The organism is Pseudomonas putida, assembly GCF_028682395.1.
GTDB lineage: Bacteria > Pseudomonadota > Gammaproteobacteria > Pseudomonadales > Pseudomonadaceae > Aquipseudomonas > Aquipseudomonas putida_AB.
This window is the reverse complement of record NZ_JANHLC010000003.1, coordinates 1-24066: the sequence shown is the minus strand read 5'-3', so window position 1 is coordinate 24066 and position 24066 is coordinate 1. Positions and strand designations below refer to the sequence as shown.

Below are 24066 nucleotides of genomic sequence, written 5' to 3'. Positions count from 1 at the left end.
GCTGGAAAATCGAAATGGCTGTGAGCCTGTAGGGAGCCTAGTCTACCCCCTATTCACAGGGCTTACAGGGCCAGAGAGTAAGATGAGCAGCGTGGGCGTGGACGGCGTTTACATAGGCAAGGCAAAAAACCTGGGGCAGGGTTTGTTCGGTGATACCGACAAACATCGTGTTGCCAACCGACTCTGGTTATGGCCACAGGGCCTGGGCAGTGACGAACATGGTGATCCACGTTTTCACACCGGCCCTGAACGGGCGCTGCATCACTACCCCGCCGAACACTATGCCTACTGGCGCAAACGCTATCCGCAGATTGGCTGGTGCGCGCCGGCCTTTGGGGAAAATCTGTCCACCCACGGCTTGAACGAAGAACAGGTGTGCCTGGGCGATATGTTTCGCTGGGGGGGCGCCTTGTTGCAGATCAGCCAGCCGCGCTCGCCGTGCTATCGCCTGAGCCATCGCTGGGGGCTGCATGATTTGCCGCAGCAGGCTCAGGACAATGGGCGCTGTGGCTGGTTCTATCGGGTCCTGAAACCAGGCTTTGTCAGTGGCGACCAGCCTTTCGAGCTGATCCAGCGCAGCTATCCCGGGTTGACCGTGGCCTGGGCCCTGCGCGCTTTCTATCGGGAACCGCTCGAGCACGCCGGTCTGAAGAAGTTGGTGGACTGCCCGGCGCTGGCGTCTCGCTGGCGCGATATCGCCATCAAGCGCATGCGTACCGGTCGAGTCGAAGACTGGACCGCGCGCTTGCTTGGCCTGCCACTGGAGGGGTTGCGCGCATGAACCTGTTCAATCTGCGACGTCCGGTGCCGAGCCTTGACGACCTGCGCGTCGATGACGAGCCGCCCGGTGACCCTGCCCTTGCCCGTGAGTACCTGATGCCCAGTGTCGAGCGTCCTCAACCCGTGTTTGTGCGTGGCCAGGGTTCCTGGTTGTGGGACAGTGAGGGCCGTGCCTATCTGGATTTCACTCAGGGCGGCGCGGTCAACAGCCTGGGGCACAGCCCTTCGGTGCTGGTCGATGCGCTGACGCGCCAGGCGCAGTCGCTGATCAACCCGGGGCCGGGACTGTACAGCCGTGGCCTGCTGTCGCTGGCTGAGCGTCTGTGTGAAAGCACCGGCAGCGATCAGGTGCATTTCCTCAACAGTGGCGCCGAAGCCTGTGAAGGCGCGATCAAGCTGGCGCGCAAATGGGGCCAGCTTCACCGTGGGGGGGCTTACCGTATTATCACGGCCAGCCAGGGGTGCCATGGCCGCAGTCTGGCGATGCTCACCGCGTCGGCCAATGACGCCGTCGAGAACCGCTTCGAGCCCGGGTTGCCGGGGTTCAGCAGCGTGCCCTTCAATGATTTGCCGGCGTTGCACGCGGCGGTGGATGCCCAGACCGTGGCGATCATGCTCGAACCGATCCAGGGCGAAGCCGGGGTGATCCCGGCCAGCGAGCATTACCTCAAGGGCGTCGAACGGCTGTGCCGTGAACTGGGCATCCTGCTGATCCTCGATGAGGTGCAGACCGGCATGGGGCGTTGCGGCGCGCTGCTGGCTGAGCAGAATTATGGCGTGCGTGCCGATATCGTCGCCCTGGGCAAGGGCCTTGGCGGCGGCGTGCCATTGGCCGCCTTGCTGGCCCGGGGCAGCGCCTGCTGTTTTGACGCCGGCGAGTTGGAAGGTAGCCATCATGGCAATGCACTGATGATGGCCGCAGGCCTGGCCGTACTGGATACCGTGCTCGACCCGGGCTTTCTCAAGCAGGTTCGCGACAACGGCCAGCATCTGCGCGAGGGCCTGAGCCGTCTGGCCCACCGCTATGGTCAGGGCGAGTTGCGCGGCCAGGGCCTGCTCTGGGGGCTGACGCTGGCCGATGATTCGGCGGAGCAGGTGATCAAGGCGGCCCGCTATGAAGGGTTGCTGCTCAACGCGCCCCAGGGCAATTGCCTGCGTTTTTCGCCAGCGTTGACGATCAGCAAGGGCAGTATCGATGAAATGCTGCTGCGCCTGGCACGGGCCTTTGCCCGGGTGCGTACCGCCCAGTTGCAGTGTCGCAAGGGAGTGGCGGTTTAAATGCGCGTCCTGATCCTGCAACATTCGCCGCACACGGGGCCCGGGCATATCAACCAATGGTTGCTGGAACATGCCAGTGCCGTGCATATCTGCCATATGTATGCCCAGGCCCGCGTGCCTCGCCTGTCCAGTTTTGACCTCTTGATTGTGCTGGCCGGCGTCTTCAGCGTGCATGACGAGGCGCGTGTCACCTGGCTGGCGGGCGAGAAGCGTCTGCTGAAAAATGCCCTGGCTGCCGGCAAGCGCGTGTTGGGCATCGGCTTTGGCGCCCAACTGCTGGCCCAGGCCCTCGGCGCCGAAGTGCGGCCCAGCGTGGCAGCGGAAATCGGTTGGTGGCCGGTAGAGAAATACCCCAGTGCCGGGCAGTCGCCGTTGGGCCAGGCATTGCCGCAACGATTGATGGCTTTTCATTGGCACGGTGAAAGCTTCGAGCTGCCCAAGGGCGCATTGCCGCTGTATCGCTCGGCAGCCTGCGCCAACCAGGGGTTTATCTGGCAGGAGCGCGCCATTGGCCTGCAATGCCTGCTCCAGAGCAATCTGCAAAGCATCGAAGCTTTGCTGCACAGCAAGCCCAAGGCCTGGTTGAGTGCCGAGCAGGCGGCGATGCCCAATAGCGTCGAGGACTACCAGGCGATTCGCGAAGGTATCCCCCATTGCAACGGCGCGAGCCCGACGTTGTTTCGAGTGCTGGATTACCTCAGCGGGCCCCAGGCCCAATTGCGCTAAGCGAATTTTACGAACCGTCTCGCGGTAATAACGCATCGCCCCGTGCCTGATTCTTTCGGCGCGGGGCGTTTTTTTTGGGCTTGAAACAACGATGCAGGCCAGGCGGACTGAACCCTGAGCGCGAGAGAGAGGTCGATTAGCTGAGTGGCTCGTTCGAGCCCACCCTTATCAGGAGCTGCCCATGGACTTTATTCGAATCATTATCGCGATCCTGTTACCGCCTTTGGGGGTGTTTCTGCAGGTCGGATTCGGTGGCGCGTTTTGGCTGAATATTCTGCTGACCTTGTGCGGCTACATCCCGGGGATCGTGCACGCGGTGTACATCATCGCCAAGCGCTGAGCGGGCTAGCGCGTGCGCTCGCTTCTTCTACTGCGATGAAGTGAGCACGCGCTGATAAAACCGCCATTCCTGTTCCAGCGCATGGGCCTGGTTGCTGGCTTTGCGAAACCCGTGGCGTTCATCCGCATAGTAATGGGCCTCGGCCGCTACGCCTCTGTCCTGCAGGGCCTTGACCATGTCCCGGGTCTGCTGTGGGACCACTACGGCGTCCAGTTCGCCCTGAAAGAAAATCACTGGCACGTCGATGTTCTGTGCGTGCAACAGCGGCGTACGTGCCCGATAGCGAGCGGCATCGCGCTGCGGGTCGCCGATCAGCCAATCCAGGTAATCGCCCTCGAACTTGTGTGTCGCCTGCCCCAGTGCCAGGGGATCGCTGACGCCATACAGGCTGGCGCCGGCGCGAAATACCTGGTGAAACGCCAGGGCGCACAGGGTCGTGTAGCCACCGGCGCTGCCGCCGCGGATAAAGGCTTGTGTTCCGTCGATCAGGCCTTGGCCGGCGAGGTGCGCGACCACGGCGCAGGCGTCCTGCACATCGACCACGCCCCAGTTCAGGTGCAGGGCTTGCCGGTAGGCCCGGCCGTAGCCGCTGCTGCCCCGGTAGTTGAGGTCGGCCACGGCGAAGCCGCGCTGGGTCCAGTACTGGATGCGCGGGTCGAGGATCGGGTAGCAGGCCGAGGTCGGGCCGCCATGGATAAACACCACCAGCGGCGGGGTGGGGGTGTCGTTCATGGCGGGATAGAAGAAGCCATGGGCTTCGTCGTCGCCGCTGGAATAACGCAGGGTCCGGGGCCGGCTGATGCGCTCCGGCGGCAACGGCGCCTTACCGCCCGCCAGGACCCGGCGATGGCCGCTGGCACGTTCGATGGCCAGCACCGCCGAAGGGCTGATGGGCGACGCCGCGATGCAGTAGAGGTACTCGGCATCCAGCGCCAGGCTCCGAAAGCGGCTGTAGTCGCCGGTAAAGTCCTGCAGCGTAGCGTCGGTACGCGCCAGGCCCAGGCGAGCAAAGCCGTGTTCATTCCAACTGGCCAGATAGCCGCCATCGGCCAGGGGCAGCCAGGTGTTGGTGCCCAGTTGCCAGGGGGCTGGCGCATGGTCGGCCGCCGCGCTGGGCACGGCGTGCAGGGCGCCCGTTGCGGTTTCCTGCCAGGGTTGCCAGAAACCGCCCCGATCCGTGAGGCAGCCCAGTCGCCCCTGGGCATCGAAGCGCGGCTGCTGCAACGCTTCCGGCAGCTCGTCGCCGGCCACGCAGCGGGCGCGGTCCCAGCGGCCATCGGCCAGGCGTTGGCAGCTCATCAGGCGGGTAGCGGTCCAGGGTTGATGGGGTCTGTCCCATTCGATCCAGGCCAGGCGCGTGCCATCCGGGCTGAGGGTCGGTGCACTGTAGAAGTCGGCACCTTCGGCCCAGACCTGGCGCTCGCCGTTGCGCCCATGGATGGCCACCAGGCGATGGCTGTTGCCTTGTTCCTCCACGGCCAGTACCCAGCCATGGCCGAAGCTGAGGTCTCCATAGCGACAGTCGCCCTGGCTCAACGCCGAGGGCATGCTGCCGGCAAGATCTTGCCGATAAAGCTGCTGGTCGGTTTCGTTGACGAAGACCAGCCCTTCATCACTCAGGCAGAAAGCCCCGCCGCCATATTCGTAGACCCGCGAGCGTACGCTGAAGCCGGCGGGTGTCAGGCAATGGGCCTGGCCATCGCGCCAGTGCCAGATCCGGCAACTGGCGTCGCTGGGGCGGTATTCATTCCAGAACAGCCCCGCCGCGCCATGGCGCAATTCGGCAAAGTCGACACCGGCGGCCACCGCCTGCTCGGCACTGAAGGGGTCAGCTTTTAACGATAAGGCGTGAGTTTCGTTCATTGCGAAAGGCCAGTTGTTCGATGGTCTGGGTAGCATGCTCGGCGTCTTCACGAGCCTTGAGGATGATCCCATGATCCGCCGATTTGCTGCACACCGGATCGGCCTTGCTGGCGTCGCCCGTGAGCATGAAGGCCTGGCAGCGACAGCCGCCGAAATCCCGTTCCTTCTCGTCGCAGGAGCGGCACGGCTCGGGCATCCACTCGTAGCCGCGATAACGATTGAAGCCGAACGAGTCGTACCAGATGTGCTGCATGCTGTGTTCGCGCACATTGGGGAACTGCACCGGCAGTTGCCGGGCGCCGTGGCAAGGCAGGGCGGTGCCATCCGGCGTGACGGTGAGAAACAGGCTGCCCCAGCCATTCATGCAGGCCTTGGGGCGCTCCTCGTAATAGTCCGGGGTGACAAAGATCAGCTTGCACGGATGCCCTTCGGCTTCGAGCTTGGCGCGGTATTCGTTGGTGATGCGTTCGGCCCGGGTGAGTTGCGCCTGGGTCGGCAGCAGGCCGACGCGGTTAAGCTGGGCCCAGCCGTAGAACTGGCAGGTGGCGAGCTCGACAAAGTCGGCTTCCAGGGCGATACATAGCTCGATGATGCGGTCGATGCGGTCGATATTGTGCCGATGGGTCACGAAGTTCAGCACCATCGGATAGCCATGGGCCTTGACCGCCCGCGCCATTTCCAGCTTTTGCGCGAAGGCTTTTTTCGAGCCGGCCAGCAGGTTGTTCACCTGCTCGTCGCTGGCCTGGAAGCTGATCTGGATATGGTCCAGGCCAGCCTTTTTGAAATCGCTGATCTTCTGCTCGGTCAAGCCGATGCCGGAAGTGATCAGGTTGGTGTAGAAACCCAGGCGGCGTGCCTCACCGATCAGTTCGGTGAGGTCCTGGCGGACCAGCGGTTCGCCGCCGGAGAAGCCTAATTGCGCGGCGCCCATTTCCCGGGCTTCGCGAAAAACCTTGAACCACTGCTCGGTGCTCAGCTCCTGGCCCTGGGCGGCAAAGTCCAGTGGGTTGGAGCAGTACGGGCATTGCAGCGGGCAGCGATAGGTCAGTTCGGCCAGCAGCCACAAAGGTAGACCGACTTCAGGGGTGGCGGGTAGCGTTGGCGTGCTGCTGTCAGCCGAGCTCGATCCAGTGCTGTGCACGGGCGACCTCCATAAATTGCTCGATATCGCTGCCCAGTTCAGGCACGTCGGGGAACTGGCGCCCCAGGTCGGCGATGATCGCGGCCACATCGCGCTGGCCGTCGATCAGGCCACCGATCAGCGCCGCGCTGTCATTGAGCTTGATCATGCCTTCGGGGTACAGCAACACATGGCCCTTTTGCGCCGGTTCATACTGGAAACGGTAGCCGGGACGCCAGGTGGGGGTCCGGCTGCGGTCGAAACTCATAAGGCGATTCCTGTGTGCCAGACCCGTTCCGTGGTCACGCTGTGATAGGGCGGTCGGTTCAACTCGTAGGCCATGCTCATGGCATCGAGCATGCTCCAGAGGATATCGAGCTTGAACTGCAGGATTTCCAGCATACGCTGCTGGCCTGCCACGGTCGTGTAGTGCTGCAGGGTGATTGCCATCCCGTGTTCCACGTCGCGGCGTGCCTGGCCGAGACGATTGCGAAAGTACTGATAGCCGGTCGCATCGATCCAAGGGTAATGCTGTGGCCAGGTGTCGAGGCGCGACTGGTGGATCTGTGGTGCGAACAGTTCAGTCAGCGAGCTGCTGGCCGCCTCCTGCCAGCAGGCGCGACGGGCGAAATTGACATAGGCGTCCACGGCAAAGCGCACGCCGGGCAGCACCAGTTCCTGGGAACGCAGCTGGTCCGGGTCCAGGCCCACCGCCTGGCCCAGGCGTAGCCAGGCCTCGATACCACCTTCCTCGCCTGGGGCGCCATCGTGATCGAGCAGGCGCTGGATCCAGCCACGACGCACCTCGCGGTCCGGGCAGTTGGCCAGGATCGCCGCATCCTTGAGGGGAATATTGACCTGGTAGTAGAAGCGGTTGGCGACCCAACCCTGGATCTGCTCGCGGGTCGCGCGGCCTTCATACATCGCCACGTGGTAGGGGTGGTGGATATGGTAATAGGCGCCCTTGGCGCGTAGGGCCTGTTCGAATTCAGCTGGGGACAGCGGTGTATCGGTCATTGCCGGGCTCCAGAACGAAGAGGGCGCCTGGGAGACCCAAGTCGCGTGTAGGAGCGAGCTTGCTCGCGATGTCGGTGGCAGCTCAATACTCATTCCGTCTTGGGTCACTTAAGCCTTTCGGCCTACAGGTTCGACACGTTCGGCGCAGCCCAGTGGCGGTGCGAAAACCGCCAGCCTGCCTGTATTGGTGCACCCGGGGAGTCAGGTCCGCATGGGCCGCCTCACCGCCACGAAGCCGGTAAACAAAAACGCCTCGGCGAACCGAGGCGTGATAGTGCGCAAGCGATCAACGGTTGGCGAAGTACAGGGTGACTTCAAAGCCGATCCGCAGATCGAGATAGGCAGGTTTGCTCCACGACATAAAGTGACTCCTGCAGGTGGCCGGGCGAATGTGCCCTATACCTATAGCCCACCTGGGCAAGCATGGACCGATGCATAGGCGATCAGGCGAGCCTTTTTAATAACCCGTGACGTCGGCCTGGCGAAGAACGCCCGTTGCAATCAGGGTCATGATCATTGGGCGGCCTGCCAGGGCGTGCCGGGCATCGGGGCGTTGGCCAGGCAGAGCCGGCCAGCCTCGGCGTCGCGTAGTTGGCGGGCGGCCTGGTGCAGTTGCGAGGGCGTGAGCCCGAGTACTTCGCGGCGCAGGCTGGCGAGATAATCTGCCGGATGGCCGGCCAGCCGAGCCTGCCAAAGCAGCTCGGCAGCGGTCGCAGTGGGCATGGCGTGCGTGTCGAACTGCGCGGCAAGTGCTTCGCAGCGGGCTTGCCATTCGGCAGGCGACAGCGCTTCGATCAGCGTCGGCAGGCGCTCGATAAAGTCCCGCAGATGTTCCAGGATTTCTGTGTGACGCGCTTGGGGGGATTGCACGCCGAACAGCAGGCCGATGTGGCCACTGAGCTGGCGCACACCACTGAATACGCCATAGCCCAATTGCAGCTCGCCGCGCAGGCGTTGATAGAACGGTGCCTGGCCAAGTTGGCCGAGCAGGCGCCACGCCGCTTCATCCGCCAGATGAGCGCTCGGCACCGGACAGAACAACAGCAGGGCCTGTTCGGCGGAGTCGTCGGTGATGGCATGCCACAAGTGCCTTGCGCCGAGCGATGGCGGTGCAGACGATTCGGTTCGAGGCTGCCCGGGAAGCTGCTTGAGAGGGTTGGCCAGCGCGCTTTGACACGGAGCGGGCAGGCCAATTGCCAAGCCTTCCCACACGGCACTCGACCATAGCGCAAGGTCCGCGCTCAGCGCGTGTGCGGGGCGTGCGTTGGCACATTGCAGGTGGACAGCAGGCAGCGCCTTGAGCAACTCGCGAAGAGGGATCTGCCTGGCGCTGGGAGAGGGCCGCGCGAGTGACTCGCTCGCGCTCAGGGGGGCGTTCAACAGGCTCACGGCCTGTTCAAGAATGCGCGGCATGGGCTCATGGACGCCGCAGGTTCTGACTAGCCACTGGTTGCCTGTGGCTTCGAATGTCAGTTCGACACCGGCCTGCTGCGCCTGCTCGCGCAGATAGCCCAGGCGCTGTGTCAGTGCCTGGAAGGCCTGCGCACCAGGCGCGGTCTCAAACCGCCAATTCAGATAGATCGCGCCTTCCTCGCGGTCTTCACCCAAGGCCTGGCTGAAGACCATGGCCGAGCTGTCGCGGCGTTTTTGCAGGCGGTCCTGGGCAAAGGTCCGCAAGCCCCGGTGGGCGCTGGTCTGCCCGCGAATCAGGCCAGGGCTTGCCGCTGGCGTCACGGGGCATAGAAACGGGTTGGCCGGTGGCAGTTGCCAGGCGTGGAGGCTGGGTTCGGCAGCCTTGGGATGCAATTGGCGCAGAATCGCCTGGAGCGCCGTTTCGCCTTGGGTTGTCAGTTCCCAGAGCACGTGCTCGCTGTCGCGACGGGACAACGCCAAGGCACTGCTGACCTGCTCTCGACGTGTCTGGAGTCGCGAATACTCTTCACTGAGGGCGGCTGCGGCGTATTCGGCCTGGAAGAATGCCAGCCAGTCGAGCAGCAGCGCGTTGAGTCCGTCCAGCGCCTGGGTGCGCTGGGCGCCACCGCTGAGGTCGATTTGCAGCAAGGCCTGTCCGGCGAACTGATAGGGCGTCGAAGCATTCAGGTTGTCGGCCCACTGCTGCTGGCGCAAGGCATCCAGCAAACCGCCAGGATGGGGGGAGTTGAGCCAGGTACAGAGAAAATCCAGGGCCTGGGGTGCGCCTTGGGCCAGCGATTCAAGGCTGAAAAGTAGGCTTGTAGCCTGTGTATCGCTGGTCCGGTAAACCGTCGATTGGCCGTTGCCCAAGGTGGGAGGCAACGCGTGAGGCCGTTGCGGGCCACTGGCGAAATCGCTGGCGAAGGCTTCGGCCAGGCTTTTCAGTTCGGCGAGCGGCTGGGGGCCGGCCAGGCTCAAGGTCATTTGCCCGGTGTGATAGTGGTCCTGGTAGAACCGGCGCAGGGCGCTTTGGAAGGCCGGGTTGGGCACCGGCAGGCTATAGCGATTACCGGCGTGGAAGGCCCGCAGCGGGTGTTCGGGGTTCAGGCCGGCGAACAGGGCAAACTGCCGCTGGGCGGCAGGATCCCGGGACCAGGCGAGAAACTCGGCGTGCAGCACTTCCCGCTCACGCAGTTGATCGGCCAGTGCCAGGCGCGGCCGGGCGAGCATATCACCCAGGCGTTGCAGGCCTTCGGCGAAGGTCTGGGGGGCGAGTTCAAAGAAGAAGTCGGTACTGCGCTCACGAGTGCTCGCATTGATCTGGCCGCCATGGCGTTGCACATAGGCCATCAGCCCATCGGCGGCGGGGAAGCGCTCGGTGCCGAGAAAGAACAGGTGTTCGAGAAAGTGCGCGAGCCCTGGCCAGGCCCGCGGCACATTATGGCTGCCCGCCGTTACGCGCAGTGTCGCGGCGCAGCGCTTGAGGCGCGGCGCATGGCGTAAGGAAACCCGTAGCCCGTTGGCCAAAGTGACCCATTCGGGGGTGAGGTTGGTCGGCGCAGACATAAGCACTTCCGTTACAAATTAAGTGCTTATGCTAGCGGATAACGCGCAGTCAGTCCTCGCCAAGGCGGCGATACAGCGCCGGGCGTCGGTCCGGCAGATAGGAGGTCGTAGCCCGCGAACGTTCCAGCAGCTGGCGATCCAAGGTGCCATACGTCAGGGCGGTATCCTGTTGGGCCTGGGCAAGGCAACTGCCGTCCGGCGCGGCGATGCTGCTCAGGCCGCAGTAGTGGATAGAACCTTCATGGCCGCAGTAGTTGGCATAAGCCACATAGCACTGGTTTTCATGGGCGCGAACCCGGACGGTGAGCTCGGCGATAAATTCATAGGGCCGCATATTGGCGGTGGGTACGAGAATCAGATCGGCCCCGGCCAAGGCCAGGCGCCGGGTATTTTCCGGGAACTCCAGGTCGTAGCAGATCAGTACGCCGAGCTTCCAGCCATTGAGTTCGAACACCGGGAAATCATCTGCCCCCGGGCTGAACATGCCACGGTCCAGTTCGCCGAACAGGTGGGTCTTGCGGTAGTTGCACAGGCTACGACCCTGGGCATCGAAGACCTGTACGGCATTGTAGAGGGCGCCGTCCTGGCCGCGCTCCGGGTAGCCATAGGCGATGGCGATACCGGCTGTCCTGGCCATTGTGGCAATGCGTTGTGCCGCGCTGCCATCCCGGGCCTGGGCCAGCCGATTCACGGCCTCGTGGCCAATGTTGTAACCGGTCAGGAACATCTCCGGCAGCACCAGCAGATCGCTGCCGGCGCTTTGCTCGAGAGCGTCCTGCAGGCGTTGCAGATTGGCGTCGATATCCAGCGGTAGTGGCGGGCATTGGTACAGGGCTAGGCGCACTGGCGGGCTCCTTTACAGGCGGCTTGACCGCTCGCCCCGAACGCTGGGGCAAGCGGATATGGCGCGATACTAGTCGGCAAGCGCGATGGGGCCAATGGCCTCGAACACATCGCCCGGCCCAGGGTTCTCGGCGGGGGATTGGCCACCGAAGTGAGTCATGATGCCCCACACCGCATTGAGCGAGGTCTGTACGGCACCTTCGACCCAGGCCGGGGTCCAGGACACGTCATCACCAGCGATAAAGATGCCCTTTTGCTGCGCCGGCAAATCCTGCTGCATAAAGTGCGCGTACATGCGCTGGTTGTAGCGGTAATGGCCAGGTAGAGCGCCCTTGAACGCGCCGAGGAAATGCGGGTCGGCTTCCCAGGAAACGGTGATCGGATCACCAATGATGCGTGCGGCGATATCGACCTTGGGATAGATCTTCTTCAAGGCATCCAGGGCCAGTTTCACGCGCTTGTCGATGGGTTGCGGAAGCATCTTCAGCGCGTCGCTCATCCACGAGTAGGACAGGCAGATGACCCCCGGTTTATCGTCACCGTTATCGAACAGGTAGGTGCCACGGGTCAAACGATCGGTCAGGGTCATACTCATCAGGTCGCGACCGGTTTGCGGGTCCTTGTCCTTCCAGAAAGGCCGGTCGACCATGACGAAGGTCTTCGAGGACTGCATGTAGCGCGTGCGATCCAGGGCCATCCACATCTTTTGCGAGAACAACGATTCTTCGCAGTCGATCTGGGTGGTCAACAGCCAGCTCTGGCAGGTGACCAGCACCGCGGCGTATTGGCGGGTGTCGCCCCAGTTATCGGTCACTTCGAAGCGGCCATCGGCGCCACGGGCAATGCGCTTGGCGCCGGTACGCGGTGCGCCGTGGTGCAGGCCGCTCAGGCTGGTGCCCGCGGGCCAGTGTGCGCAACGCTCGGGCACATGGCGCCAGATGCCCAGGGGGACCTGCTCGACGCCACCGACCACCAGATGCTGGTGGTCGTCGCAATTGGTCATGACCACGCGGAAGATTTCCAGCATCGAATTAGGAAAGTCCGAGTCCCAGCCGCCGGTGCCGAACCCCACCTGGCCGAAGACTTCCCGGTGCTGGAACGACAGTTTGGCAAACGCCTTGGAGGTGGCGACAAAGTCGTAGAAGGTGCGGTCGTCCCACAGCGGTACCAGGGTGTTCCACAGCGCCTTGAGGCGGGGCACATCGCGGTCGCGAATGGCCTGCTGAATATCGGCGAATTGCGAGCCGGCCTCCAGCGCGTCGGCCCAGGCATCGGCGACCTCCTGGAACAGCGCGGGCAGGTCGGCCAGGGTCTGGGCGTAGAAGGTCTCGCCTTCGAGGTCGATCACGGTGCTACCGGAAGCGGGCGTCAGCGGGTTCGGGAAGGGCTTGGTCTGCAGGCCGAGTTTGTCGACATAGTGATAGAAGGCCGTGGACGATACCGGGAAGCGCATGCCCCCCAGTTCCGCAATCACCCCCTCGGCGCCTTCGAAGGCTTGGGAGCGCAGGCGGCCACCCATTTTCGAGGCCTCGTAGACCACCGGCTTGAGGCCCAGCTTCATCAGCTCGTAGGCGGCGACGAGGCCGGCGATACCGGCACCGACAATGGCGACTTCCTGGCCGTGCTGCTCGGCGGGAATGCTGCCCAGGCCGGCGGGGTGCTCGATCCAGTCGTCAAAGGCGAACGGAAAGTCCGGGCCGAAAATGGTGATCGGTTTCTTGCCGTCGGCAGGATGACGATTGTTCTTGTTCATGGCGGACCTTGCAGGCAGGCGGGATAAGGAAAATGAGACTGCCGATAGTGTAGGTAACCGCGAAAACGTTAATAAGGCGCAAATTGTCGTCGTTTTGTATTAATTTTGAACAAAGTGACGATGGTTGTTTGCTTAGTGATGCGAGGTTGCGTTCAGACCGGCTGACCGCGATCGACCTTGCTACTGAGAATGATAGAAGTCGTGGTCTTCTCCACGCCCTCGACACTGCCGATCTGGTCCAGCAACTGGTCCAGCTGTTCCGGCGAGTCGCTGCGTAGCCAGGCGACATAGTCGAACTCACCGCTGACCGCGCACAGCTGCTGGATCTGTGCCATGGCGCTGAGCTTGCGCACGACCTCCTTGCCGGAGCGCGGCTGCACGGTGATCCCGACGTACGCCTGCAGGCCGCCGTCGACCACCCGTTGGCCCAGCCGCACCCCGTAGCCGGTAATGGCCTTGCTCTTTTCCAGGCGCGCCAGGCGTGAAGTCACCGTGGTTCGGGCAATGCCCAATTGCCGCGCGAGCATGGCCACGCTTTCCCGGGCATTGATCTGCAGGGCGGCGATGAGCTGCCGGTCGACTTCATCAAGGGCAGGGGGGCGGTTGGTGGACACGGTGCAACTCCGGTATGGGCTGGACAGCCCGCGATCTTACAGGCAGCACCGTCTGATGGGCGAGTATGGCCGGTCGTTCGATAACCTCAAAAGAACGCTCGTTTTCTGATAGGCGGGTACTGCGCTCATACGCTACTGCATCAAGACACATTGCGGTGGGGTGATAAGTTCTTGAGCTGCCGAATATGGCCTTTGAAATCAGCTACGAAAAGGCCAAGAGCAACGCACCTGATTTCTCAGTGCTGAAACATCAGGAGCAGGCGAGTTTGAGAGGCTATAGAGGGGGCGGCCTCATGACTGCGTATGAGCAAGGCGCCATCGGGCCGCAAGGGCGAACCCTGAGCGTAGAAAAGCCGCGCAATGCGCGGCTTTTAATGTGGTGGGCCCACACGGACTTGAACCGTGGACCAAAGGATTATGAGTTGCCTAGAAACGCTGCAAGCCCAGAGAAATCGTTCGTAGTTTAATATAGGTACAGATAGTTGGAAGTAGCGTAAACACTGGTGTTGAGCGTAATTTGGCGAAATGGGTAGAAGCTGGGCAATGTACCGCTACTGTACTGATCGCTTGCTCAATCAAGAAGTCCACGGTCAAGAATGAGCCGAGGTTTTGTTCGTTCACCTGGTTTGTTGCGCAAGTGGCTGAAGCGAATCACTGCTGTGTCCGCTTCGGTCAGCTGTATTCCCCCATCAGGTACGGAAACCCTTGATCAGAACTTAAACCCTGCAGGTGTACAGCTGTCAACGATAGGGCGTGAGCCGCTCTATAGATGGGCGTGATACATATATTTTTATATATTTTGATCAGGGTAGCTGTTGGCCATTTCGTTTATGTCAACTCCGTTAACTCTGAATGTAATAGGTTTTTTTTCAGATTTGTCCAAGGATCTAATTAGCTCTACTATACTTTCTTGGAACTCACCATGAAGCTCTTCAGGCATATCTGGTGGAGGTGAAATTGCCTCAAAAATTGTGCTGAGCAGTTTTTCTCCTACATGGAAGTAAGCTGTTTCTATCAGCAGGGCGAGAATCTGCGTTTCTCCATCTTGGAGTGCGGCGGCAATTGCAAGTGACCAAGCTTCTGCATCGTCTGTCTGTCTGAGTGCGCATGTGAGGAAGCGATAGATTGCAATATTTGGTTGTCCAGAACTCAGCGCGTAGTGGCCGCAATTAAAAGATGTAAGTGGATCAATCGCATTAAGCTCAAGAAATGGCTGAAGGTTTTTAATTGTAGTTTCAGTATTTTTTGTAATGGCGAGGCGTACTAGCTTATCTTGAAGCGAGTCCTCGATGGGTATTATGGTTTGCCCCTTTATTCCCCATCTTGATACTATTTCGTCGCAAAGCATCGCTATAAGTGAAACGTATGATTTGAGATTTTCGGTTTCATTAGTTGCACTTTTAAGGAGGTTAAGAGCCGATTCGTATTGGCCTGAGTGAAGCAGAGCGTCGCCTAGTCGCCACTTGATTTCTGAATCAGGATTTATATTGAATGCCATCCTGTAAGAGTCTGCAGCTGAGCTTGCTTGCCCTGATTCAAATTGAGCGGCAGCTAATTCTACCCAGAAATACTCTCGTGTAAGGTATTCTGGGTCTCGCTCTCCAGCAAGTAAGTAGTATTTTGTTGCGTCCGTCCATTGACCCGTATGGGCAATAGAGTTTGCATAGTTATAAGCTGCTGAGGAAGCCACTTCCGGGTAGGGTGGGATGTCTGCCCATTCTTTTAATTGAATTTGCCATAAGTCTAATTGGCCATAATTTTGGCTCGCACGCAGGCCTGCGAAATTTAAAATGGCCCAAATTTCTTGTTTGCTTTTGGCGATGCCTTGTGAAAGTACCGAAGAAATTGCTTGGGGTACCCCGTTGGAATAAATAAGTCCGTCTATAAGCAGTGCCAAAAGTTGACCGTTTGCTGATTTGAAAAGAGAAGGTAGCGCTTGGCGAGATATGCTTTTAGATATAGTGCTTTTGTCGTACCGGCAAGCAATAAGGAACAGGAAAAAAATAGCTATTTCGCCAATGTTTTCAAGATTATCTACGTCGTCACACGAGACAACAAAACCTGGAAGCCCGAGATAGGTTATGCAGAGCTTTTCTCCTTCTAGGAGCACGTCGAAATGGCAAGGGGTAGTGGGTGTGCCTAGAACTTTAAATAGACTGTCATTTAGTTCTTTGCCAATTATTTCTGCCAATTTTAAGCTGGTGGTTACACTGTTTTTTACTTTTATAGATATCGAGGTTGGCGAGGCTGTCTGTTGTGATCTCGTCTCTCGCCTGAGTTTTGCTAGGTCTTCAAATTGCTTTGGTGTGAGTGCCGGATTGAAGGGTTTTAGATGTTTGCTGGCGTTAACTGAGGCCGTATCAGGTTTCAGATGCCATTCGATTTCATGCATCCAACACCATTTAAAGGTTTTGGTTTGCGCATAGAAACGTAAGAGTAATACAGGGTCTGAGTGTGCCGACCAGTATTCGAAGTGTTCGCGGTCTAAGTACAGTTTATCATCGTACTCAGTACTGTCTGTTGCTTTTAGCTGCCCATAAATACGCAGTCCAGTTGTTTTTCCGTTTGGTTCGAAAATTTCAATTTGAACGTCTATGCCATAGTCATTTTCATAGTTGTGTATGATCCACATGTCAGGGAGTGTAGAGCGAAGCCCAGTTATTGACATGTCTTCAAGGACATGATTTCTGTGTCTCTGCATGTGTCTCTCAATTATTAGATCGAATTTGGTTGTAGAGGATCAGTTGTTTTTATGCCTAGTCTGACTTCTCAATGACTCAACTGCTTTTGTCAGCGCGTCCTCATCAGGAGCTTGGGAGCCCCAGTCTTTCCAGAAGTCCCGAGTTGCGCTATCTGGCTTGATAGTCGGTAAGTCTAGTTTGATACGCGATGGTAAAAGTACTGCGTCACCAAGCATCAACGCCTCGCCTGTATCCAGTAGGGGAAGAATGCTGGTTAGCCCCGCTAGAGAATCAGGCATTAATCGTTTGATGACACCTTGATCCGTATCGTTTGTGAGCCGAAGCGATAGAAAATTGTTGCACTGACTCAAAATGGTTCGACTGACATCTGAGGGGCGTTGGCTGACTACAAGCAGTGAAAAACCATACTTTCGCCCTTCTTTCGCAATTCTCTCAAAAGCTCCGAGGGCTTGCCGTTGAACTGCATCAGCATCATCGCGAACAGGTAAGTACAGGTGAGCTTCGTCACAAAGCAAAGTAACAGGGGTACGCTTCTCTGCAGTCATCCAGAATTGCACGTCGTACAGCAGCCGCGCTAGTGTTCCAGTTACTACTGGCAATACATCAGAAGGTACTTCTGAAAAGTCGATGATTTTTATGCCCTGGCCACCTGCCGCACCGAGGAGTCGGACGATTTGCGCTGCCAACCATCCATACGTATTTGCTACTGCAGGGGGCGTGAACATGAATCCGTAGCGGCGGTCATCAAGCTTTGCTTCCATTCTTGATATGAAACGAGTCAGCTTGTTTTCCCACTCTCCTATGATTGGTGCGCCATTCTTTCCTACACCCTTTGTAGTGTTATCTGCGTTCAGAACGGCAAGGAGATCGTCGATTGCATAGGGAATTGGTGAGTCAACGGTAAAAGTCTTCGCCACATCGACTTGACCCTCAGTTTCAAGGGTTTTTTGCTTCAATTCCCGAACATGAGACGTGAATCTTGACGCTTGATTCGGTGCGTTTTGGTCGCTACGGTCGAGAATCATCGACAGCATCTCGTCGCGGTTTAGCAACCAGTAGGGCAGGAACAATGCGTCGTCATTTGGGGTTACCAAATCACCAGGCCCAGCGATGCGCAGGCGTGTCGCGAAGCCGCCGTTGGGTACATCGGCGAGTGGGGCATATTCCCCATGCATATCAAAAACAATAATATTCGGGTACTTGAGTTGAGCTGCGCGCTCCAGAATTAGCGCCACTGCATAGCTTTTACCAGAGCCTGTGCTACCCAGAATTGCCGCATGCCGCTGAAAAAATTTGTCACCGCTAACAATCGCTTCAGCTGTGCGGTCAGCGACAAAGACCCCTAGCTTCAAGCGTTCGTTTTCAGGGTAGTCCGCACCAAGGATGCCCATGAATCGTTGAAGATTGGCAGCCTCAATTACATAACACTCTCGATCGATCTGCGGAAAGCTATCAGCCCCTCGTTTGAACGTGTTGCTCTTGCCCCCATCGACTGTCCGAAAGGTTCCAATCAGCGCCCCCCGCACCGTGTCTGATGGTACGGCAGTTAGAGGCAGCTCCTCACGCTCAGGAGGGAGTTCATCAGGAAGGTCTTCGCTCAACGTTCGGGTAACGCGCTCGGCAATGGCGATTAGGAATTCACGTTCAGTGCTGCCTTTGATAGCGATGAGATTGCCTATGCCAATTCGTGTTAGCAGTGTGGAGTTCGATACGTCTATAGCGACACGGCTCGTATCAACTGAAGAAACACGACCCAACAAGTCAGTATCAGCAAACTGCAGCGCGGCGGGCGTAGTAGTCATGGCTCCATAACCTCCGTTACAAATAAATCCACGTCCCAAATTCCGGTGTTCGGAAAGAAGAACTCCTTTTTCTCAGCAATAACGGCGGTACCTTCGGCCCCATCCACTGTCGAGTATTCGAGTGCAATTACGTTGGCATGCGTGAGCGCAAGCTGTCTTGCCGTGGCAGACAAGGAACGTGTGAGCATCAGAGTGGGCTTGCCACTTTTGATACCAGGCGTCAGGTGTGTTTCCAGATGGTCATCATTGAATCCGTAGCCAAGAATCAAGTAGCGGCTGGCCCGATCAATTGCATCATTAGCTCGCGCGCGATGAAGGTCGAATGGGCTTTCATAACCATTTCTAAACTTGTTCTGGCCGGGAGTGATAATTAGTCGAGTAGCACCCGGTAAGTCACCCGCATAAAAGACAGGGCGACCAGCTCGAACATACCAATCAAGACTGCCATGCGGCTTACAGATCAATGCTCGCGATCGATATTGAAGTGAAACTGTTGTTCTACGGGGTTTGACTGTGGCTCCGCGGCAGAAGCTCATTTGACTCTCGCGCTCGTTTAGCTGCCCAGCGAAGCGCCCGACGAACATTGTGTCTGCGCCTATGCCCGCTTCCTCGACAGCAATTTCGACAAGGCGATCATAGTTTGTCGTTACGATTGTCATGCCTGTTGCCGGCTTGACTAAGTGCGCCAGCAACCGTGTCAGTCGCAGAGTCCTAGTGCCTGCAAATACCTCAGAAACGACGGTGCGTTCCCGCTCTGATATAAGTCGGCCAGTCTCCGCTGATATCGACGCTTCAAGCGGCGGTGTGGGTGGTGCAGCGAGTAACGCTGCTTCCAAACCCTTAGTAGTGATAAGCTGCGCTGCTGCCGTCCATGCAGCAGCGTCAGCGCCTGTCAATACATGACCAACATTGGTAAGCAGATGATCAGCAAGTTCACCCATACCAGGCAGGCCCTCTGCACAAGAAAGCCCGGATCCCACGATAGTGACAAGCCCATCACTTAAATGGGCCTGTAGGCGAGCCTTCAATGTATGTAGGTCCATTTTTTAACCGTTTATTACTGGCATATCGTTCTCTAAGTAATGGCTAACCGAGTGATCAATCACTAGCTGCAAACGATAGCTCGCCGATTTGTAGTCATTCTTCATAGAAGTAATCGCTATCCAGCTTCGGTAACTTGAGCAGGCGTGATGTCACACCGACCTCATGGTCCATCATCAAGTTGACCAGTCGAACGCCATCAACCAGTATCATGCCCTCCACTGAACGAGCAAATTCGATTGCCTGCGCTGTAAAGCCTGAGGTGGTAATAAACACACCGCGTTTGGCTTTTTGTCCGGCAAGTGCGCCATAAAAGGCTTGCAGCTCTGGTCGGCCTACCGTGCCTTGCCAGCGTTTGGCTTGGACGTAGACCTTTTCCAGACCAAGCTTGTCGAGCGAAATCACTCCGTCGATTCCGCCATCACCGCTGCCACCGACGCGCTGCAGATCGTTGCGGCTAGCGCCATAACCAAGGCTATGCAGCACGTCCAGGACAATTACTTCAAAGCGATTGGGGCTAACTTGCAGAAGGCTATCCAGTAAGTCTGCAGCCGTTGCTTCTCGGAGTTCACGCAAAGCCTGATCCAGTCGATCGTCAGGGCTGACAGTGGCTGAGCTGGCTGCTGGCGCAGGCTGCTCTTGCCCATCGAGAGGGACGGCGTCAGTCGGGCTCTTCAGTTTTACATTCATAAAAGCAATGGCGAGCTGTTCGACTTTATCTGCAGTCAGAGGGTAGGGGTGCTGCGCAGTATAGGTAATGCCAGCGTCAGTCAGCTTCCAGTATCCGCGCTTGGCGCTGCTGGATAAGCCGGCGCGCTTGAGGCGGTCATGGGCCCAGCCCGCACGGTTCTTGTACGTGGCCTGGCCGCTGGCAATCAGCTGTTGGCGTTGTGATTCCGAAAGGTTCAGTGCAATGGCAGCGGCTTCATGGGCGTCACGCGCTGTTGCACCTTCGGGTGTGGCTGCCAGGTAGCGGAGGATTGGTTCAATGAACTGGTCGTAGGTTGGGACGGACATTGCCACTCCAGACGCAGGGTTGATGATATACATCAGCTGGCCAGCCTGTACTGGTATGCATCCTGCTGCACCATACCCAGTTCTTCCAAGGCATCCAGAACCGCCTGTACAGCGATCTTGGGCGAGCGCTTGAATTGCGCCGCAAGTGCTTCGGCAGGGAGTGGACCTTGGCTGAGTGCGTTACGCACGGCGGCGACCTGTTCGCGCATTTGTTTGGGCCAGATAAGTTTACCTATGAAGGCTGCGGGGGCAGGGACTGACTCGGAATCCGTTGTGTCATCCCACTCGGCTTCGCTCTGTTTCGATTTGATAGCAGCGCTTGGATTTTGGTACTCGGGGCGCAGCCAACGGATATGGCCGCGGGCTTCCTCGGCAGCGCGTTCGCTGTTCAATGCCACAAGGCGGTAGAGCAAATCTTCTTCTGCTTCAGCTTGTGCTTCGGGTTTGTTCGGCAGAGGCGTGGTAGCTCCGGGTTTCCCCACGAGTTGTTCGGCCAAATCATCCCAACCGTAGGCAGCGAAGACGCCACGATCTAGCTCGTCGTGTAGTTCGCGCAGCAGGGAGATCAAGCCCTTTTCGTGAATGGTCTTATCCTTAGGTGTCAGCGGCTCGCCGGAACGCAGCTTTTCCAGCACGTTGTACATGCCAGTCAGAGTTAGCTCAGAGTGCTGGGCTTGTTGGCGTTTTCGGTGAGCGTCTATACGTTCCGCAAGGTCACGGATTATTACTTGTCTTTCGGGAGTAGAATCAGGGGAGGGGAATGTTGCAAAGCAACGGGTATTGTTAAAAACTGGATCGTTACCAACACCCATCCGACCTCCTGCAGCTAACGCCCAAAGTGCGCTTATGCGCGAAGAAAGTAAGCCGAGCACAAAAGCGCTCTCAGAGGCGATTGCATACAGTTTGTGATCTGGGCAAAAAGGCATAGGCTCAAAAACGAACACACGATGTTTAGCTGTTTCAGGCGTTAGCACGACACGGGGTAACCCTGCCCAGGCTTTTCGTAGTCGACCTACTGGCTCACCAAATAGCCACCAATTACGACGGCGTGAGTCCCGCTTGTTCTGGTCGCGCTCTGGCTTAACTCGAGCCAGTAATCTGTTGTAGAGACTGGGGTATTGTTCTTGGGCTTCTTCAGCATTCAACCCAAACAGATCAATGACCCAGCAAGGTTCGCCATTTTGCATTAGGTCGCGTGCGTTGAAGTGTGGCTTGATTACTTCGGGTAGCGCAGCTGCGTCATAGCCTAAATCTGTGATTTCTTCAGCAGCGACTCGAAACCCCTTGCCAACTAGATTCATGCCTTGGAAGCAAATACCACTGTTCGCGATCAGTGGTCTGGCTCGACTGACAGCAGCACCCACCGACAAGTCAGCATGGATTTCGCCGGTGCGAGTTGCAAATCGTACATCGATCTCATCGTCGGCACCTTCCGTTTCGGCAATCACTTTTGCCAATGTGCCGGGCAAGCCACTAGAAGTGCCAACAGTCATGGAGATCCGCACTTGAGCCCCATCTGCGGCATCTACCCAGGGATGATCAGGGATGGCAAATGCCAGGCATATGGGGTTCTTGGCCGATAGGTGATGTTCCAAAACTTTACGGCTGAAGATTTGTTTGAGACTGTTTGTGGTGATAAATCCAAAGCGTTTCAACTCACCGTTGCGTACCAACTCTGCAGATTTATCCCACCAATACATAACAAAGTCTGAGGTGTCAGGTACTTCCTGCCAGTTATCGCGTACAGCATCCACGTAACCGTCCCCTAGCGCTGTTCGCATCCGCTTGTTGCCAATAAACGGAGGATTTCCCACAATATAGTCTGCCTTTGGCCATTCGGCCTTTTGTGGGTTGCGATAGGTGTACTGCTCGACTTGTGCGGACTCATCTGGAACCTGCTCGCCGGTAATCGGGCTGGTCTTGGTGGTGACGCCGTCCCAGCGTGTAAGCGGTTTACCGCTTTCGTCAGTTACCAAATCCACAGCGTCGTATGTAATCAGCGCGTCTCGATGCTCGATATTGTGGAAGTCGCGCAGTACCGGCTCGGGAGGGTTCACTTTGCCGTGGGTGCGGAAGTGCCATTGCAGGTAGCCGATCCATAGCACCATCTCGGCAATGCGGGCTGCACGTGGGTTGATTTCCAGACCGAGGAACTGATGCGGGTCGACGGTGAGGCCTTCGGTGTCCAACATGCCAGTCTGGCCCAAGTCACCTAACAGGTTGAGCACTTCGCCTTCGAGGCGCTTCATATGTTCCAGAGTCACGTAAAGGAAGTTACCGCTGCCGCAGGCCGGGTCGAGTACGCGCACATCGCAAAGATGGCGCTGAAAGGCTTTTACTTCCTCAACGGCTTCCTTGTGCTTTCCCAGGCTCTCATATGTCAGCGCTGCGGCTTGTACTTCCTTCCACTCGGCGCGCAGTGGTTCGATTACGGTGGGCAGGACTAGGCGCTCGACATAGGCGCGAGGGGTGTAGTGCGCACCCAGCTTATGGCGCTCACGAGGATTGAGTGCACGTTCAAGTAAGGTGCCAAAGATGGCTGGCTCCACATAGCGCCAGTCGGCTTCGGAAGCCTTCAGCAGCAAATCCATCTGATCGCGGTCGAGTGCAATTGCAGATGCATCGGCGAACAGGCCGCCGTTGAACTTCAGCAGTGTGCTTTCCAGGATCGGTGAGAAACCGCCACTGTTCATGGTTTGCCAGAGGTGTTCGAGCATCGGCGCGAAGGTATCGGGCTTGTTCTTTAGGCGAAGTAGCAGCTCGGTGAATCCACGCGCGGGCAACAGCCCCACATCCTCGGCGAACATGGTAAATAGTGCGCGCATTAGGAAGCTGGACACCAGATGTGGGGAATGACCAACCGCCTCCAGGGACTTCGCCAGTTTTGCCAGCTGGTCCGCAATCTCGCGGGTGACTTTGGCTGAGCGGCGCGCAGGGTCTAGGCTGAGCGGGTCAAGCCAAACCGCGCTCAGACGCTCGCGGACTTCTTCTTTGCGCAGGTCTTCCAGACGGATGCGATGGCTGCGTGCGTCCGGATAGGGTGTGTAGGTGGCCCCGGAGCGGCTGAACTCGGCGTACAGCTCAATATTGCGACCAACATCTACGACCAGGATGAAGGGCGGGCGGCCTTCATCGGGGGGCAGGGCACGGGCGTACTGGTCGGCCTGGTTGTGGGCTTTGAGCATGGCCTTGTCCCAGCCGGTGCTGTCCAGGGTCTTACCGGTTTGTTTGGCTTCCAGTACAAAGCTGCCCCGCTTGTATAGGTCAATAAAGCCATTGTTGCTTGAGCCATCCGGTTGGTTGATGACTACACGGCGCTCAAACACATAAGCGTTGTCGCGGGTGTCATCGCCGGCGGGTTCTGGCAGTGGTAGGTCAAGCAGACTGCATAGTTCAGTGAGGAACAGTTGGTAGTTGGCGCGCTCAGTACCACCTGCTTTGCTCCAGCGGCTGAGGAAGGTGTCCAGGTGTTCCGTCACGGTATTGCTCCGAGTGCGTTAAAAGCTTGGATTCTATCGGCTTGTACGTTCAAGAGCTAAGCCTGGTTTTGAGTAACGAGCCTTTGGAGCTTGTGCGTGAATCGGTAGCGTAAAGCGGAGGAGGTGGATGAGCCATTCCAGACTTTGGGGGGGATAATTGTTCAAGAGCCTCTTGCACAATTGCCCAGCCTGTCCACGCCTCGACAAAGGTGAATGGTTGGAGAGGCGTGTGTTCGTGGTGTCAGCTTTACACTCGGCTCGTAGAGCCTGGGGTTTCAAAGGGAGCACCCTTTGGCACCGGATGTGTATACATCCATGGCGTGCCTGTATTTTTTTATTGAGTTGCTGCTTTTGCCTGGCTGTCATGTGTTTGTCAGGCCTTTGCAGGACATTTGTCAGAATCGAATGCGCTGTCAGGCATTTGTCAGGCATTTGTGGGGACATTGTCATGCGTTTGTCAGGCTTAGCTAAATTTAGGAGCCAAAGTAAATGCTTGATGCGCGGATCAGGGAAAGGGGGAAAGATTCCGGCTATCTCTTGGTACTTGCTGAGTGAAGAGGGCGCGAAGGTCAATGGGATAGCAGGGCCATTTATCAGTTGATAGTGGTGACTACCGAGCTCTCAGGGCTGATTACTAATTATCACCAATGCGACAAGCCATCCGAACTGTCCCCGCTGCCGATGTCATTTGACTGAGCCGGTGTATCTAAAT

The 24066-nt window shown here is 58.1% G+C and carries 18 protein-coding genes; 4 read left to right on the top strand and 14 right to left on the bottom strand.

Annotated features, from left to right (window positions below):
* Positions 1 to 82 precede the first annotated feature (82 nt).
* The 4 genes from NPS46_RS08375 to NPS46_RS08360 all read left to right on the top strand — a co-directional run bounded on the left by NPS46_RS08375 (position 83) and on the right by NPS46_RS08360 (position 3124).
* The gene (locus tag NPS46_RS08375) at positions 83 to 781 is read left to right on the top strand and encodes an MOSC domain-containing protein (protein WP_274106083.1); all 699 of its coding nucleotides are present in this window, start codon (positions 83 to 85) and stop codon (positions 779 to 781) included.
* Positions 778 to 2058: an aspartate aminotransferase family protein gene (locus NPS46_RS08370; RefSeq protein WP_274106081.1), complete on the top strand. Its 1281-nt coding sequence runs from the start codon at positions 778 to 780 to the stop codon at positions 2056 to 2058. Before NPS46_RS08375 ends, NPS46_RS08370 begins: the two co-directional genes overlap by 4 nt.
* A complete protein-coding gene (locus NPS46_RS08365) occupies positions 2059 to 2784 on the top strand; it encodes a type 1 glutamine amidotransferase (RefSeq protein WP_274106079.1) in 726 nt (241 codons plus the stop codon).
* 181 nt (positions 2785 to 2965) lie between these two features.
* On the top strand, positions 2966 to 3124 hold the full coding sequence (locus NPS46_RS08360; RefSeq protein WP_003228885.1) for a YqaE/Pmp3 family membrane protein: 159 nt from the start codon (positions 2966 to 2968) through the stop codon (positions 3122 to 3124).
* A 27-nt stretch (positions 3125 to 3151) separates the two neighbouring features.
* On the opposite strand, the gene NPS46_RS08355 is transcribed toward NPS46_RS08360, so the two are convergent.
* The 14 genes from NPS46_RS08355 to NPS46_RS08290 all read right to left on the bottom strand — a co-directional run bounded on the left by NPS46_RS08355 (position 3152) and on the right by NPS46_RS08290 (position 23354).
* Complete coding sequence (locus NPS46_RS08355) at positions 3152 to 4987, bottom strand: S9 family peptidase (RefSeq protein WP_274106077.1); 1836 nt, start codon at positions 4985 to 4987, stop codon at positions 3152 to 3154.
* Entirely contained in the window at positions 4953 to 6128 is a 1176-nt protein-coding gene (pqqE, locus tag NPS46_RS08350) for a pyrroloquinoline quinone biosynthesis protein PqqE (RefSeq protein WP_425312714.1), read from the bottom strand. Before pqqE ends, NPS46_RS08355 begins: the two co-directional genes overlap by 35 nt.
* Positions 6100 to 6375 carry a pyrroloquinoline quinone biosynthesis peptide chaperone PqqD gene (pqqD, locus tag NPS46_RS08345; RefSeq protein WP_274106075.1) on the bottom strand — a complete coding sequence of 92 codons (276 nt, stop codon included), beginning with the start codon at positions 6373 to 6375 and terminating at the stop codon, positions 6100 to 6102. Before pqqD ends, pqqE begins: the two co-directional genes overlap by 29 nt.
* Entirely contained in the window at positions 6372 to 7124 is a 753-nt protein-coding gene (gene pqqC / locus NPS46_RS08340) for a pyrroloquinoline-quinone synthase PqqC (RefSeq protein ID WP_274106073.1), read from the bottom strand. Before pqqC ends, pqqD begins: the two co-directional genes overlap by 4 nt.
* Positions 7125 to 7410: 286 nt before the next feature.
* On the bottom strand, positions 7411 to 7485 hold the full coding sequence (gene pqqA, locus NPS46_RS08335) for a pyrroloquinoline quinone precursor peptide PqqA (protein WP_274107098.1): 75 nt from the start codon (positions 7483 to 7485) through the stop codon (positions 7411 to 7413).
* A 152-nt stretch (positions 7486 to 7637) separates the two neighbouring features.
* Positions 7638 to 10103 (bottom strand): pyrroloquinoline quinone biosynthesis protein PqqF, encoded by a 2466-nt coding sequence (pqqF, locus tag NPS46_RS08330; RefSeq protein WP_274106071.1) that lies wholly within the window; start codon positions 10101 to 10103, stop codon positions 7638 to 7640.
* 49 nt (positions 10104 to 10152) lie between these two features.
* Positions 10153 to 10947, bottom strand: coding sequence for a carbon-nitrogen hydrolase family protein (locus NPS46_RS08325; RefSeq protein ID WP_274106069.1), 795 nt, complete (start codon positions 10945 to 10947; stop codon positions 10153 to 10155).
* Positions 10948 to 11016: 69 nt separating this feature from the next.
* Positions 11017 to 12699 (bottom strand): flavin monoamine oxidase family protein, encoded by a 1683-nt coding sequence (locus tag NPS46_RS08320; protein ID WP_274106067.1) that lies wholly within the window; start codon positions 12697 to 12699, stop codon positions 11017 to 11019.
* Between the two features lie 152 nt (positions 12700 to 12851).
* Positions 12852 to 13313, bottom strand: a complete 462-nt coding sequence (locus NPS46_RS08315; protein ID WP_274106065.1) for an Lrp/AsnC family transcriptional regulator — start codon at positions 13311 to 13313, stop codon at positions 12852 to 12854.
* Positions 13314 to 14103: 790 nt separating this feature from the next.
* Complete coding sequence (locus tag NPS46_RS08310) at positions 14104 to 16014, bottom strand: DUF4365 domain-containing protein (RefSeq protein ID WP_274106063.1); 1911 nt, start codon at positions 16012 to 16014, stop codon at positions 14104 to 14106.
* 39 nt (positions 16015 to 16053) lie between these two features.
* Complete coding sequence (locus NPS46_RS08305; RefSeq protein ID WP_274106061.1) at positions 16054 to 17817, bottom strand: ATP-binding protein; 1764 nt, start codon at positions 17815 to 17817, stop codon at positions 16054 to 16056.
* Positions 17814 to 18758: an SIR2 family protein gene (locus NPS46_RS08300; RefSeq protein ID WP_274106060.1), complete on the bottom strand. Its 945-nt coding sequence runs from the start codon at positions 18756 to 18758 to the stop codon at positions 17814 to 17816. The genes NPS46_RS08305 and NPS46_RS08300 overlap by 4 nt, the downstream gene beginning before the upstream one ends.
* Before the next feature lie 196 nt (positions 18759 to 18954).
* On the bottom strand, positions 18955 to 19875 hold the full coding sequence (locus tag NPS46_RS08295; protein WP_274106059.1) for a restriction endonuclease: 921 nt from the start codon (positions 19873 to 19875) through the stop codon (positions 18955 to 18957).
* 32 nt (positions 19876 to 19907) lie between these two features.
* The gene (locus NPS46_RS08290; RefSeq protein WP_274106057.1) at positions 19908 to 23354 is read right to left on the bottom strand and encodes a class I SAM-dependent DNA methyltransferase; all 3447 of its coding nucleotides are present in this window, start codon (positions 23352 to 23354) and stop codon (positions 19908 to 19910) included.
* Positions 23355 to 24066: the final 712 nt, after the last annotated feature.

Excerpts from the sequence above, each read along its gene's own strand:
- NPS46_RS08375 (WP_274106083.1), top strand. The coding sequence starts at position 83 with ATGAGCAGCGTGGGCGTGGACGGCGTTTACATAGGCAAGGCAAAAAAC.
- NPS46_RS08370 (WP_274106081.1), top strand. The coding sequence starts at position 778 with ATGAACCTGTTCAATCTGCGACGTCCGGTGCCGAGCCTTGACGACCTG.
- NPS46_RS08365 (WP_274106079.1), top strand. The coding sequence starts at position 2,059 with ATGCGCGTCCTGATCCTGCAACATTCGCCGCACACGGGGCCCGGGCAT.
- NPS46_RS08360 (WP_003228885.1), top strand. The coding sequence starts at position 2,966 with ATGGACTTTATTCGAATCATTATCGCGATCCTGTTACCGCCTTTGGGG.
- NPS46_RS08355 (WP_274106077.1), bottom strand. The coding sequence starts at position 4,987 with ATGAACGAAACTCACGCCTTATCGTTAAAAGCTGACCCCTTCAGTGCC.
- pqqD (WP_274106075.1), bottom strand. The coding sequence starts at position 6,375 with ATGAGTTTCGACCGCAGCCGGACCCCCACCTGGCGTCCCGGCTACCGT.
- pqqC (WP_274106073.1), bottom strand. The coding sequence starts at position 7,124 with ATGACCGATACACCGCTGTCCCCAGCTGAATTCGAACAGGCCCTACGC.
- pqqF (WP_274106071.1), bottom strand. The coding sequence starts at position 10,103 with ATGTCTGCGCCGACCAACCTCACCCCCGAATGGGTCACTTTGGCCAAC.
- NPS46_RS08320 (WP_274106067.1), bottom strand. The coding sequence starts at position 12,699 with ATGAACAAGAACAATCGTCATCCTGCCGACGGCAAGAAACCGATCACC.
- NPS46_RS08310 (WP_274106063.1), bottom strand. The coding sequence starts at position 16,014 with ATGCAGAGACACAGAAATCATGTCCTTGAAGACATGTCAATAACTGGG.
- NPS46_RS08305 (WP_274106061.1), bottom strand. The coding sequence starts at position 17,817 with ATGACTACTACGCCCGCCGCGCTGCAGTTTGCTGATACTGACTTGTTG.
- NPS46_RS08300 (WP_274106060.1), bottom strand. The coding sequence starts at position 18,758 with ATGGGTGAACTTGCTGATCATCTGCTTACCAATGTTGGTCATGTATTG.
- NPS46_RS08295 (WP_274106059.1), bottom strand. The coding sequence starts at position 19,875 with ATGTCCGTCCCAACCTACGACCAGTTCATTGAACCAATCCTCCGCTAC.